Annotated in this window: 13 protein-coding genes and 1 pseudogene; 12 read left to right on the top strand and 2 right to left on the bottom strand. The window is 42.9% G+C overall.

What is annotated here, in order from left to right; genetic code table 11:
* Window positions 1–51 precede the first annotated feature (51 nt).
* The 4 genes from V7K40_RS13250 to nifH all read left to right on the top strand — a co-directional run bounded on the left by V7K40_RS13250 (window position 52) and on the right by nifH (window position 4,148).
* Window positions 52–645 (top strand): HD domain-containing protein, encoded by a 594-nt coding sequence (locus tag V7K40_RS13250; protein ID WP_334960215.1) that lies wholly within the window; start codon window positions 52–54, stop codon window positions 643–645.
* A gap of 26 nt (window positions 646–671) precedes the next feature.
* Window positions 672–824, top strand: coding sequence for a hypothetical protein (locus V7K40_RS13245; RefSeq protein ID WP_334960213.1), 153 nt, complete (start codon window positions 672–674; stop codon window positions 822–824).
* Window positions 825–1,281: 457 nt separating this feature from the next.
* A complete protein-coding gene (locus V7K40_RS13240) occupies window positions 1,282–1,728 on the top strand; it encodes a hypothetical protein (RefSeq protein ID WP_334960301.1) in 447 nt (148 codons plus the stop codon).
* A gap of 1,529 nt (window positions 1,729–3,257) precedes the next feature.
* Entirely contained in the window at window positions 3,258–4,148 is an 891-nt protein-coding gene (nifH, locus tag V7K40_RS13235; RefSeq protein WP_334960211.1) for a nitrogenase iron protein, read from the top strand.
* 355 nt (window positions 4,149–4,503) lie between these two features.
* Here the strand turns inward: nifH and cas2 are convergent.
* Window positions 4,504–4,700 (bottom strand): annotated as a pseudogene (cas2, locus tag V7K40_RS13230) (CRISPR-associated endonuclease Cas2); the annotation flags it as partial.
* 143 nt (window positions 4,701–4,843) lie between these two features.
* On the opposite strand from cas2, the gene der reads away from it, so the two are divergent.
* From der to V7K40_RS13215, 3 genes are all read left to right on the top strand, one after another.
* The gene (der, locus tag V7K40_RS13225) at window positions 4,844–6,214 is read left to right on the top strand and encodes a ribosome biogenesis GTPase Der (RefSeq protein ID WP_334960209.1); all 1,371 of its coding nucleotides are present in this window, start codon (window positions 4,844–4,846) and stop codon (window positions 6,212–6,214) included.
* 175 nt (window positions 6,215–6,389) lie between these two features.
* Entirely contained in the window at window positions 6,390–7,310 is a 921-nt protein-coding gene (locus V7K40_RS13220; RefSeq protein WP_334960207.1) for an energy-coupling factor transporter transmembrane protein EcfT, read from the top strand.
* 117 nt (window positions 7,311–7,427) lie between these two features.
* Window positions 7,428–8,957 (top strand): anthranilate synthase component I, encoded by a 1,530-nt coding sequence (locus tag V7K40_RS13215; protein ID WP_334960205.1) that lies wholly within the window; start codon window positions 7,428–7,430, stop codon window positions 8,955–8,957.
* A 229-nt stretch (window positions 8,958–9,186) separates the two neighbouring features.
* Here V7K40_RS13215 and V7K40_RS13210 read toward each other — a convergent pair whose 3' ends face one another.
* Complete coding sequence (locus tag V7K40_RS13210; RefSeq protein ID WP_334793841.1) at window positions 9,187–9,312, bottom strand: hypothetical protein; 126 nt, start codon at window positions 9,310–9,312, stop codon at window positions 9,187–9,189.
* A gap of 93 nt (window positions 9,313–9,405) precedes the next feature.
* On the opposite strand from V7K40_RS13210, the gene V7K40_RS13205 reads away from it, so the two are divergent.
* The 5 genes from V7K40_RS13205 to proC all read left to right on the top strand — a co-directional run bounded on the left by V7K40_RS13205 (window position 9,406) and on the right by proC (window position 12,584).
* Entirely contained in the window at window positions 9,406–9,684 is a 279-nt protein-coding gene (locus tag V7K40_RS13205; RefSeq protein WP_109010971.1) for a PipX family protein, read from the top strand.
* The gene (locus V7K40_RS13200) at window positions 9,681–10,349 is read left to right on the top strand and encodes a YggS family pyridoxal phosphate-dependent enzyme (RefSeq protein WP_334960202.1); all 669 of its coding nucleotides are present in this window, start codon (window positions 9,681–9,683) and stop codon (window positions 10,347–10,349) included. Before V7K40_RS13205 ends, V7K40_RS13200 begins: the two co-directional genes overlap by 4 nt.
* A gap of 385 nt (window positions 10,350–10,734) precedes the next feature.
* Window positions 10,735–11,334 carry a cell division protein SepF gene (locus V7K40_RS13195; RefSeq protein WP_334721813.1) on the top strand — a complete coding sequence of 200 codons (600 nt, stop codon included), beginning with the start codon at window positions 10,735–10,737 and terminating at the stop codon, window positions 11,332–11,334.
* A 171-nt stretch (window positions 11,335–11,505) separates the two neighbouring features.
* Window positions 11,506–11,769: a hypothetical protein gene (locus V7K40_RS13190; RefSeq protein ID WP_334960199.1), complete on the top strand. Its 264-nt coding sequence runs from the start codon at window positions 11,506–11,508 to the stop codon at window positions 11,767–11,769.
* Window positions 11,766–12,584: a pyrroline-5-carboxylate reductase gene (gene proC / locus V7K40_RS13185; protein ID WP_334960197.1), complete on the top strand. Its 819-nt coding sequence runs from the start codon at window positions 11,766–11,768 to the stop codon at window positions 12,582–12,584. Before V7K40_RS13190 ends, proC begins: the two co-directional genes overlap by 4 nt.
* The last annotated feature ends 144 nt before the right edge of the window (window positions 12,585–12,728 follow it).

The following is a 12,728-nucleotide window of genomic DNA, read 5'->3' as shown; positions in this document are numbered from 1 at the left end:
ACTCACATTTGATAAACAAAGAATTTTGAAGTTTACACCAGGAGGAATCTAATGTCAAACTCATCTACAGAAAGACCTATTGCCACCTATACAAGAATGGCAGATGGAACAAAAGAGGATTATTTGCTGTTACAGGAACACTCTAAGCCTTTGTTGAATCAGGTTGCCGATCGCGCCCTGACACTTTTAGTTGGCTTACAAGAAAGTTATCCAGGAAATCTGATTGATCGCTATCAGCATTCGCTACAAACGGCAACACGGGCTTTTCGGGATGAGGCACAAGAAGAGGTCGTAGTGGCTGCGTTGCTTCACGATATTGGAGATTTACTAGCACCCGTAAATCACGCCCAGCTAGCAGCAGCCATCCTCAAACCTTATGTAAGTCCAGCTACCCATTGGATAGTTGAACATCATGGGATTTTCCAAGGCTATTATTTCTGGCATCATATAGGACGCGATCGCCATGCTAGAGAAAAGTTTCGAGGTCATCCTTACTTTGACTGCACTACTGAGTTCTGCCATAAGTGGGATCAAGAATCATTTGATCCAAACTATGATACTCTGCCGCTGACTTTTTTTGAGCCGATGGTACATCGGATCTTCGCTCGTGAACCTTGGGGTCAACATACAAAACAGGAATCTTGACACTCCCCAGGTTGAACAAGTTTCGCTTGTCTAACGACACGCTGCGCGAACGTTCACTTATGCAACACCGCTTTTTCTTTCCTTCAAAAAATTTTTGGACAATCCATACATATAATTCCACCATCTCTGACAGGCACTGCGATCGCTTCGCTGACCGTGCATCAAGACCGATCGCCTGACTCATTCTCCACTGTTCAATAGCTTTCAAATCTGTAGCCCTTATCCTGCATAGCTTAGAGCTTTTATTAGTGTCATTCACTTTTAAGCACTATGAACTTTTTTATCGGTTGTGCTGTTTGGGCATATAAAGGTTGGGTGGGCGAACTCTATCCCCAAGGCACAAGGGACAGAGCGAATAGGGGAATAGTGCCACAGAATGAAATTACTAATTTTTTAACTTTTACAAGATATCTAATGTTTAGTAATTCAAAAAAGAGCGATAATTAGTCTTGCGATACTTTTCTGTTTAAGCTTCATACTACTTTCTCCTTGACAAAAGGGGTAGTAGCCCTATTTTTTAAATGGCGATCAGGGTTTAAGTAATGCATGAATATATCTAACAGAAAAGCATTGATTTTTAATGTGTATATGATTTCAGCGATTTTTTTGAGAGCAGTTACATCAAAGGAGCTTGAGATGAATCGTCTTCTTTATGAAAGTTCAGTCTCATACAAAGGATATCTCATCATTCCATTTGTTTTTGGGCAAGCTGATAATTACGAGATTTATTCGTATAAATTGCTATCTGAAATTGGACACAGAAGCCAATTTCATAAAGCAGAAAACCCAGCCGGAATCTATGGAAGTGGCGTTAGTAATATCATTGATATTGCTAAAGAACATATTGATATTGCTCAAAATTCCGAGTTTATTCATCGGGAGGATAGTTTTAAGTCTCGCTACATTTATCGGAACAATTTGATTATCATCTTCCAAGAAGGAGACAAATGTTTTTATGACCATTACCCACCAGAGTTATTGAATAATATTGCAGCTCCAAAATTATTCAAATCCGAATATGAATGTCTGAGTTGGATTAAGCAAGGGCTTAATGGGCGACATGTGTGGCAAAGAACTATTTGAAGAAGGTAGAAGTTATCCAATTTTAGATTTTGAATTTTGAATTTTGGATTGAAGAGAAATCTAAAATTGGCAGAGTTAGGAGTAAAACAAGTTTAATATCTTGTTTTCACCTCGTTCCCAGTTTCCGACTGGGAACGAGGTAAACGAGGTAATGTCTCAAAGCATTCTCGCTTACTAGCATTCACTTTAAGTTGACACCAATGGGGTAAGCCAACTTGATATTATCAGATGAAATTGTGTGAGTTATTTAATCTACTTTATTGACTAAATTTTTGAGTGCAAAAATAGGAAATTTTGTTTTGGTTGTAAAACATTACTTTTAAATACTTTTCTAAAATACCCAAAAGTATCTAACTGTACATCTTGGCTATGATAAATAATTTCACTAACTGGCAACCTGTGAGCGTGTAACTTATGACTATTAAAGATCCTAAGGATAATCTCCTGGCGAGTAGATAAATAATTTGAAATTCGACAAATAAATTAGTGAGATGTATGTTATGGTTTTTATAGGAATCAAAAAAGTGAAAACACAAAAAGACTTCAAGACAAGTTTGAGGCAAGCTCAAGAAAGTTTTTTTGCTCTGGTAAGTCCACTTCAATTCGCTACATCTTTGTTCTCACAAAAATCTAAAACTAGATTGAGTAGGATAGTAGCCTTTGTAACAACTTGAAGTCAATCCAAATTTATCTGGGTATGAGCCAATAAGAGTTGGTTAACCTAGCTAGAGCATTACACGCAAAAAGCAATTACTCTTGGAGTCTGGGAAGAAAGACTCTTAGTACAGCCTGACAAATCCATAGAAATACAGAATATTTACGAACTCAATCTTGCGGGAGCAAACATTTTCAACCGCAAACTAAGTTGAAGCAGTTGCTGACTTTTGGAAGGAAAACTTCAAGCAGAATGGTACTGTTCCAGAATTTTCAGGAATTTAACCATGCTGTCAAAAGTCACTAAGATATTGTCTAAGCCAGAGTGTTAGGGATTGCCTGTGCAGACTTTATAGTACTGCACCTGTAGCTACCACTTTTAGACTAGAATTTATCCTGCTGCATCAATCACGAAACGAAAAGCGCTACACAAGTTTTTGGCGACTTGACATCAGCAAAATCAGAGAAGTTGTAGCGACCATTTAAGAGTGGATTGCAATTTGGTTGGTTGTGTGGTTCAGAGAACAAATCTGCGTTCATTTGAATTCCTGCTGCAACCACTCTTGAGGCTTGAGCAACCATTTGGGATTCTGTTACAACAACTGACAATGCTGAAGTCAAAGTTTTAAAGGCTTCGTTATTAGGAAATAGAGATTTCTCTATCCCTTAAGCGATGTCTTAGGACAAGTCGCTCTGCGTCTACGCTTCGTGGGTAAATATGTTCTGATTTTAAATGTTTTTATCAGGATGCGATGTGTAGCGACTTGTCGCTACACGTCTACGCCAACAGGCTCTACTTCCCAACAGCACCAAGGGTGAATATTTCAGATCAAGCTTCCGACCCATCAGCTAAATCATTTTAGGAAAACACAACCATGACTGAAGAAAAGATTAGACAAATAGCTTTCTATGGTAAAGGCGGTATTGGTAAATCTACCACCTCTCAAAACACCCTAGCAGCAATGGCTGAAATCGGTCAACGCATTCTTATTGTTGGTTGCGACCCCAAAGCTGACTCTACCCGTTTGATGCTACATAGCAAGGCTCAAACAACCGTTCTTCACCTTGCTGCTGAACGTGGCGCAGTAGAAGATATAGAACTCCATGAAGTGATGCTCAAGGGTTTCCGTGACGTTCTTTGCGTAGAATCTGGTGGTCCAGAACCCGGTGTAGGTTGTGCAGGTCGTGGGATTATCACCGCCATCAACTTCTTGGAAGAAAACGGTGCTTACCAAGACCTAGACTTTGTATCTTACGACGTATTAGGTGACGTTGTGTGCGGTGGTTTCGCTATGCCTATCCGTGAAGGTAAAGCACAAGAAATCTACATCGTGACATCAGGTGAAATGATGGCGATGTATGCTGCTAACAACATCGCTCGTGGTGTTCTTAAATATGCTCACACAGGTGGCGTGCGTTTGGGTGGTCTGATTTGTAATAGCCGTAATACTGACCGGGAAATCGACCTAATCCAAACCTTGGCAAAACGGTTGAACACCCAAATGATTCACTACGTACCTCGTGACAACATCGTTCAACACGCAGAATTGCGCCGGATGACTGTTAACGAGTATGCACCTGAGAGCAACCAAGCTAATGAATATCGGACATTGGCTAACAAGATCATCAACAACACAAACCTGTCTATCCCCACACCTATCGAGATGGAAGAGCTAGAAGAGTTGTTGATTGAATTCGGTATTCTCGAAAGCGAGGAAAATGCTGCCAAGTTGGTTGGTAAGACTGCTGAAGAAGCATCTGTATAAAGTAGTATTAAGTAAATAATGGTCTAGGGTGGGCTGCTTGCCCACCTTTTTTTGGTTAAAAATCAGCAGGAAAGCGATTAACTTTAGATAAATAATATTATTTTAATTCCTAATAAGAATTTTAATCAATTGTAATCCAAAATTTCCATATTAAAATTACAAAAAAATATGTTTCAATCCCTAATGGGACTTAGACAAAAAACACCGAAAAAAGAGCCTCAAATCAATATAAAGAAAGACTTTGACATCGTTAGGCTTATTTTGTTGATATATCTGGGTTTGGGCTATTTTTGAGCATTTGGTGTATTCCCCTTACCCTGCATGGGTTTGAGGCTTGTTTCTCCCGAAAAAATGTTTAAGTCCCGCTAGAAAGGGACTCAGCAAAGAAAATTGTTTCCTCCCGTGGCTGTTCTTTGCTAATATGTTCGACTTTTCGCTGACAACAGCCACAGAGAAAATAAAAGCGAACGTTGTCAGTGTCGGGTTTAATCAATTTAGCTAAACGCGATCGCAGCTTTAATACTGAGTGGAAATGATATCGCACTCAAAAACTTGAGCGTGTCTGCTGAAGCGCTGGTTAGTACCGTAGTTCCCATTGTTCAGATGCAATACTTGGGAAATTATTTAAATTTCAAGTTTAAAGTGAGTAAAATGTAAGTACGTGATATACTACGTCTCTGACTTACCCTGGTTTTATGGCACTGCCAATTGTTGCAATTATCGGACGCCCAAATGTGGGTAAATCCACCCTGGTTAATCGACTCGCCGGGGAACAAACGGCGATTGTCCATGATGAACCGGGAGTGACACGCGATCGCACTTACATGCCAGCTTTCTGGAATGGTCGCGAATTTTTAGTCGTAGACACTGGTGGTTTAGTCTTTAATGATGATACTGAATTTTTACCACTAATTCGCCAGCAGGCAATGACAGCCCTTGCAGAAGCATGTGCCGCTATTTTTGTAGTAGATGGTAAAACAGGCCCCACATCGGCAGATTTAGAAATCGCCGAATGGATGCGCCAACAACGCGTACCTGTGCTACTAACTGTAAATAAATGTGAATCCCCAGAACAAGGCTTAATCCAAGCTGCCGAATTTTGGGAATTGGGATTGGGCGAACCTTACGCCATTTCCGCGATTCATGGCAGTGGTACAGGAGAGTTACTCGATGAGTTAATTAATCACATACCTGCTATTGAAGATATCCCAGAAACTAATGAAATCAAAGTAGCAATTGTGGGACGCCCGAATGTGGGCAAATCGAGCTTACTCAATTCTTTTGTCGGGGAAGAGAGGGCAATTGTCAGCCCAATTTCCGGCACTACCCGCGATGCTATTGATACCGTTATTGAACGAGACGGACAAAGCTACCGCTTGATTGACACCGCTGGCATTCGCAAAAAGAAACACATAGAATACGGCACAGAATTCTTTAGTATTAACCGTGCTTTCAAAGCGATTCGCCGCGCTGACGTGGTTTTATTAGTACTAGATGCCGTAGATGGAGTCACTGAGCAAGACCAAAAATTAGCTGGGCGGATTATCGAAGAAGGTCGAGCTTGCATCATCGTCGTTAATAAGTGGGATGCTGTCGAAAAAGACTCTTACACAATCTACGACTACGAAAAAACTCTGCAATCACGGTTACATTTTACCGAATGGGCAGAAACAATCTTTGTGAGTGCCTTGTCAGGAAAACGGGTAGAAAAAATTCTAGAGTTGGTGAAAACGGCGGCTGAATCACACAAACGCCGTGTCAGCACATCAGTTATTAACGAAGTCTTAACAGATGCCGTCAGTTGGCATTCACCGCCAGCATCCCGTGGTGGGCGTCAAGGCAAAATTTATTATGGTACACAAGTAAGTAGCCAACCACCAACGATCGCCTTATTTGTCAATGATTCCAAACGCTTCAACGACAACTACCGCCGCTACATTGAACGCCAATTCCGGCAACAGCTAGGATTCAAGGGGACGCCAATGATTATACTGTGGCGGAGTAAAAAAGTCCGTGATGCCGAAACTGGTAATGTTAATAGAGCAACTCGCGTTAAATTAAGTTAGGAGTAGAGACGCGATTAATCGCGTCTCTACAGGAGTTATAAGTTAAAGTCAGAATTGCTTGCTCACTATAGAACTTTATCGACTTGAGTTTGATAGCGGTACAAGGTGAAAGTTATGAGAGTTAAAGTTAAAACTCCTAACTCCTCACTCCTAACTCTTAACTCTTAACTTTAAAATGGATTTATTGCGATCGCTGCCACTTGGACTTTATTTAGAACAACCCCAAACTTGGCTGCATAAAATCGATCCGCGAGTCAAGTTCGCCTGGTTGATGAGCTTTTTAACAAGCTATATTTTGGCTAACAACTCTTGGCGGGTGCTGCTGGTGGTAGTATTAATTATTGCCACCTTGATTGCCAGGATTCCTCGGCGAGTATGGCAGCAGCAAATGGGTTGGCTGTTAATGCTATCGTTTTTTGTCTTAGCGATCGGAGCCATCAGTCCTGATGGAATGGGTGTAGATTATCAGCCACGCCTGCCAGCTAATGAACAAATATTAAGCCAGCCATCAAACTCCAATAATATTGTTCAAGAGCAAGTAGTTGAGAAAAAAAAATACAGCTACGTGCGATTTCATAAAGGCCCAGTGAAAGTAACTCGCTATTCCTTGGATTTGGCAGTACGCCTGAGTACACTTATATTTACCGTGATTTACAGCACCAACCTGTATCTGCTGACAACCGCACCAGAAGAAATCACATCTGGTATAGAAAGCCTAATGCAACCCCTGCGACGCCTGAAGTTGCCTGTCACAGAAATTGCTTTAACTTTAACTTTGTCCTTACGCTTTATTCCCCTGGTATTAGAAGAAGTACAAAACTTATTTCGCTCCGTGATGACAAGGGCAATTAATTGGAAAAAGCTGGGATTGAAAGGAGGATTTAAAGTTTGGATGACAGTAGCAGAAAGACTGTTGGAAAATCTGCTTTTACGAGCCGATCAAATGGCGAATGCAATGATGGTGAGGGGTTTTACCAGTCCCAATGAGCATCGAGTGCAGTGGCACGACTTACGATTAAAAGGGCGTGACTGGCTTGCTATTGCAACTTTAATTTTATTCTGGGGAATACGGTTAGCTATAGGAACTCAGGTCTAATTTTGCGCCGAGAAAATGGTAATAGGTAATTGCATTTTGTCAGGGGTCAGTAGTCGTAGTTATTTGTACTCACTGCTGAAAACTGTTAACTAACTATTGACAACGCTTCTAAACAGTATGACCAAGCCTTGGTATTGGCGATCGCTACCCTTAGAAAAGCGCACAGGTTCGGAAGTTTTTGCTGCTCTTTTTCACCCCACTGCCGCACCGGGAATTGCTACCCTACTAGAAAGTCCCTACCCAACGCCAATCGACCATCCCCAACTCAACCAATATTCTATCTGTGCAGGTGCTCCTCGCATAGTAGATGGCATCCCACAGATGTGGACACCAGAAGTAGGAGAGGTTTTTCCCTTCCTAGAAAAGTTGTTACAGCAAGAAGTAGCAGGCGATGAAGAGGAATTTACTTCTCCTACTTCCCATCTCCCCTTTACTGGCGGTTGGTTGGGTTGGCTAGGCTACGATGTGGCATGGGAAATTGAACAGTTACCCCGTGATAAAATTGATCCCCTGCCCTTTCCCATAGTTTTTTGGTACGAACCAGATTGTTTTGCCGTTTTGGATCATGCACAACAAATTCTTTGGCTAGCCGCCAGTGATGCAAGTGGACTCGATGAGTTAGAAAAGAAGTTAGCAAAGAAAGATACGGGAAAAGAATTCTCCGTGTCTCCCTGTCGCCGCATCCCCGTATCCTCTTCACTCCCCCTGTTTTTGACATCTCAGGCAGATTATGAAACAGCTGTCAACCAGGTGAAAAAATATATTCAAGCTGGAGACATCTTTCAGGCAAATCTTTCATTGCGATTTCAAGCGTCTACATCGGCTTCTGGTTGGGAAATTTACCAAGCCTTGCAAAAAATCAATCCTTCTCCTTTTGCCAGCTATTGGCAAACGCCTTGGGGGGAACTGATCAGTTGTTCGCCGGAACGGTTAGTAATGTTGCAAAATCGGCAAGCCGAAACCAGACCGATCGCCGGAACGCGATCGCGTGGTGTCACTCCAGAACAAGATATGCAACTGGCCCAAGATTTACTCAGCAACACCAAAGAACGTGCAGAACACATTATGCTAGTGGATTTGGAACGCAATGATTTAGGGCGAGTTTGTCAATGGGGAACGGTTGCTGTTGACGAATTGCTGACAATTGAGCGATATAGCCATGTAATGCATCTTGTCAGCAATATCAAAGGTACTTTAAAAGGCGAATGCACTACCATTGATTTGATTCGCGCCACGTTCCCAGGTGGCACAATTACAGGTTGTCCCAAAGTCCGTTGTATGGAAATTATTGAAGAATTAGAACCCGTGCGGCGCAGCTTGTTCTACGGTTCTTGTGGCTATTTAGATTGGCGTGGTCATTTAGATTTAAATATCTTAATCCGCACCCTGCTACTAGCTCCCGCGTTTCAAGAAAGTGGGGAAGCAGGGGAAGCAGGGGAAGTAAATTCTTCCTCATCTCCCCACTCAAGACTGATCCCCCAGCGTTCGACTGAGCGCTCACGCCGAAGTCACTCAGCACTCAACATTGTCTGGGGACAAGTTGGTGCAGGAATTGTCGCAGACAGCGATCCTGAGAGAGAATGGTATGAATCTCTGCATAAAGCTCAGGCACAACTTGCAGCACTGAAAATGCTAGATAATCAATAGAAGATAGTTTTCTTTGCTGTCCCCTCCCCTATTCTGTTAGCTATTTTGCTCCATTGGGCGACAGTTGTGGCAGTATAGAAAGAAGTTGAAAAGTTCGCTGTTATCGTTGGGAACTTCAAAGGGTGTTTTTCCTGGTAACGCCGAACTTCAACAACAGGATCAGGACTATTTTGTGCCTTATCCTTACAGATTGGTAAATTGAAATCACCAAAGCAGATGGTGATGTTTATCAACCAGCCTCTACTCTGTAGAATCTACGCTTTGCGGCTTCTGTTGTACCATTTCGCTTCACTACCACTAGCTTCATCTGCCCATTAGGAACTAGATCAAGGTCTTCGTAACCGCAGTTTTGCATTTTAAACAAATATTCAGGCGAATGTTGGTATTATCGTCTGAATGTTTGAAATTCACTGCGAAAAGATATACATACTCCCACCTTGACTCTTAAATGAATCCAGAAAACGCAGAAACTTACATAAACCATCCAACTTGGGGTTTACTCTACAAAATCTGTATGGTTGATGAGAACCAGGATTTGTTCACCACACTTTATGCCCAGCGCTTATTTTTTTTGGTAGCTAATGACGTTAAAGGTGTTAAATTCCAGTCTCTAGGACGGACTGAGGCTAGAATGATGTTGGAAAATCGCTTACGTACTCTGCGTCGCAGTGGACAATCTCAGGAGTACGATCAGCTTCAGAGTGTTTTCCAACGCACCTTCCAATGAACAGTTCGATTTCCGAACGTATTGTTTCCATTCGCTCCTCACTGCCAACTTCAGTCCGATTGATTGCTGTTAGCAAGCAAGTTTCTGCCCAGGCCATTCGGTCTGCCTATGCCGCAGGAATTCGTGATTTTGCGGAGAGTCGTATCCAAGAAGCCGCCAGCAAACAAGCCGAGTTGCAAGACTTACCGGATATTACCTGGCACTTTATTGGACATTTGCAAAGCAATAAAGCCAAAAAAGCCATCGAGCAATTCCCTTGGATTCACTCCGTCGATAACTTGAAGCTAGCACAGCGCTTAGATCAATTGGCACAACAGCTAGGAGTGAGTCCCCATGTTTGCCTGCAAGTGAAAATTCTCCCCGATCCCAACAAGTCCGGTTGGAGTGTGCCAGAACTTTTGGCTGATTTACCCATACTCAATCAATACAAAAGTTTACAAATTCAAGGTTTGATGACAATTCCGCCTTCAGGATTAAATGCTCCGGAAATTTTGAATGTGTTTAATCTCAATCGTGAGCTAGCAAAGGAAATCCAGGAGCAAAACTGGTCACACATTAAAATGCAGCAACTATCTATGGGTATGTCAGGCGACTACGAACTGGCAGTGCAAGCAGGCGCGACGATGGTACGATTAGGAACAATATTGTTTGGCGATCGCTCTTAGCCTATTGATCATCAGCCTTGGAGGTCAGTATTAATAGAGATCAGGATTTGATGACAAGAATTTTGTAACAGACTGGTGCAATTGGAAACAAAGGATATAGTATTGACAAGAGCAATCGCCAAGGGAAAATGGGATAAAAAGAACTTACCTTCGGACAAACCTTAGGATATAATCTTGACTCATTATTATGTTTAGGCGATGCACAGACCTTTCCAATAAGTGTCAGTTCATCGCCAAAACCCGTAGTATAGGCTACAAATCAGCAATACACTTGCTGAAATATCCACCGATGTAGCGTAGTTTACCACCGTAGGCATCGCTCCTAGTTCAATCAATCCTAAGCCAAGTCAAAACAGACTATTCGCACCAGGAGAGTACACACACAATGAACAACATCTTTTCCAAACTCAGAGACTTTGTGGGTCTAAATGAGCAAGTGGAATACGAGTATTACGAAGAAGAACCAGAAACAGATAATAATTACCAAAATCTGTATCAGCAAGAAAATCCCCAACCAGCACCACAAGAGAGCGCAACCGCTCAAAATCGACGCTGGCGGGAACCAGTGCCTACAATGGGAGATGATATAGCAGCAGGTTCAAAGCCAATGGGGAATGTGATTGGTATGCCAGGAGCAATTAACGGAATTTCAGAAGTTTTAGTCCTTGAACCACGCACCTTTGAAGAAATGCCCCAGGCAATTCAAGCGCTGCGAGAACGCAAGTCAGTAGTATTAAATCTGACAATAATGGATCCAGATCAAGCTCAACGAGCAGTAGATTTTGTTGCAGGTGGTACTTACGCACTAGATGGGCATCAAGAGCGCATCGGTGAGAGCATCTTCTTGTTTACGCCAAGCTGTGTCCAAGTTAGCACCCAAGGTGGCGTTCTTCATGAAGTACCACAACCGCCAGCCCGTCCGTCTCGTCCTACAGGTTCTCCAAATCAAACCTGGGGCAACGAAACTAACCGGATGGCACAATAAAGTTAAATTAGTTGTTAGTCCTTTGTCCTTTGTCATTTGTCGTGGGTTTTGATCATAATGACAAATGACAAACGACTAATGACTAATGACCCTTACGGGTGACGCTACGCACAGTCGCTAACGCTACCGCAACTCTTAAAGACGCTGCGTGAACGCTAACGCCAGTCACTCATGGGGAGCGACTGCGGTGGACGGGTTCCCAAGGCACTCCGTTGGGCGGGCAATGCCCGACTTGAAGGAAGTGCCGTCGCCATAAAGGAGGCAGTGCGCCCTTCTCCCAAGGGGAGACGCCAAGGGCGATGCGGTTTCCCGACTTGTACCCCTACGGGGAAGCAAGCTACGCGTAGCGTCTTCCCTTGGGAGAAGCAACTGCCGTCAAGTGGCGTGGAAACCCCCTGTAAAAGCGCTGGCTCACTAATGACTAATGATCAATGACTATAAAATTTGGCTTAATTGGTGGTGGGGTAATGGGAGAAGCACTCTTATCCCGCCTAATCACGCGTGGAATTTATCAATCATCAGAAGTCATAATTAGCGAACCGCTATCTTCACGCCTAGATTTTTTAAAACAGCAATACGATGTTGCTGTGACTAGAGATAATAGCCAGGTTTTCACCGCAGCAAAAGAAGTTGTCTTTTTGGCAGTGAAACCGCAGGTGTTTAGCGCGATCGCTCAAGAATTAGCAGATATTGATATTATTAATAGAGAACACTCACCCGTAATCATTTCCATCTTGGCGGGTGTGCCTTTAAGCCAGCTAGAAGCTGCATTTGTGCAATTGCCAGTTATTAGAGCAATGCCCAACACCCCAGCAACTGTGGGGGCAGGAATTACTGCGATTTGTTTAGGTGCATACACTAGTCCCAAGCACCACCAAATAGCACAGCAAGTTTTTTCTGCTGTGGGGGAAGTGGTGGAAGTGTCAGAAGGGTTGATGGATGCTGTTACAGGGCTATCTGGTAGCGGTCCGGCTTACGTGGCGCTCTTGGTAGAAGCACTTGCTGATGGCGGAGTAGCCGCAGGTTTACCTAGAACAATTGCCAATCAACTAGCCTTGCAAACCGTATTGGGCACAGCGAAACTGTTGCAGGAAACCAAACTGCACCCAGCAGAACTCAAAGATCGGGTTACCAGTCCTGGTGGTACAACCATTGCGGGGATTGCCAAGCTAGAACAGGCAGGATTTCGTTCAGCTTTAATTGAAGCAGTAAAAGCTGCCACAGAGCGATCGCAAGAACTGGGAAAATAAAATTATGAAAGACGCGATTAATCGCGTCTGTACAGGAGTTATCAGTTTTGACTTCTAACTCCTAACTCCTCACTTCTAACTCATAACCTAACGAAGTTGACAAAAGACTCGTTAGTATAGTAAACAATCTGGTTGCAAATGTGA

It is taken from the genome of Nostoc sp. (assembly GCF_036917195.1).
GTDB lineage: Bacteria > Cyanobacteriota > Cyanobacteriia > Cyanobacteriales > Nostocaceae > Nostoc.
The sequence above is the reverse complement of the archived record's forward strand: the minus strand, read 5'-3'. Positions and strand labels throughout refer to the sequence as shown.

What these genes read in the sequence shown, in the direction of transcription:
- V7K40_RS13250 (WP_334960215.1), top strand. Translation starts at nt 52, where the DNA reads ATGTCAAACTCATCTACAGAAAGACCTATTGCCACCTATACAAGAATG.
- V7K40_RS13240 (WP_334960301.1), top strand. Translation starts at nt 1,282, where the DNA reads ATGAATCGTCTTCTTTATGAAAGTTCAGTCTCATACAAAGGATATCTC.
- nifH (WP_334960211.1), top strand. Translation starts at nt 3,258, where the DNA reads ATGACTGAAGAAAAGATTAGACAAATAGCTTTCTATGGTAAAGGCGGT.
- der (WP_334960209.1), top strand. Translation starts at nt 4,844, where the DNA reads ATGGCACTGCCAATTGTTGCAATTATCGGACGCCCAAATGTGGGTAAA.
- V7K40_RS13220 (WP_334960207.1), top strand. Translation starts at nt 6,390, where the DNA reads ATGGATTTATTGCGATCGCTGCCACTTGGACTTTATTTAGAACAACCC.
- V7K40_RS13215 (WP_334960205.1), top strand. Translation starts at nt 7,428, where the DNA reads ATGACCAAGCCTTGGTATTGGCGATCGCTACCCTTAGAAAAGCGCACA.
- V7K40_RS13210 (WP_334793841.1), bottom strand. Translation starts at nt 9,312, where the DNA reads ATGCAAAACTGCGGTTACGAAGACCTTGATCTAGTTCCTAATGGGCAG.
- V7K40_RS13205 (WP_109010971.1), top strand. Translation starts at nt 9,406, where the DNA reads ATGAATCCAGAAAACGCAGAAACTTACATAAACCATCCAACTTGGGGT.
- V7K40_RS13200 (WP_334960202.1), top strand. Translation starts at nt 9,681, where the DNA reads ATGAACAGTTCGATTTCCGAACGTATTGTTTCCATTCGCTCCTCACTG.
- V7K40_RS13195 (WP_334721813.1), top strand. Translation starts at nt 10,735, where the DNA reads ATGAACAACATCTTTTCCAAACTCAGAGACTTTGTGGGTCTAAATGAG.
- V7K40_RS13190 (WP_334960199.1), top strand. Translation starts at nt 11,506, where the DNA reads ATGGGGAGCGACTGCGGTGGACGGGTTCCCAAGGCACTCCGTTGGGCG.
- proC (WP_334960197.1), top strand. Translation starts at nt 11,766, where the DNA reads ATGACTATAAAATTTGGCTTAATTGGTGGTGGGGTAATGGGAGAAGCA.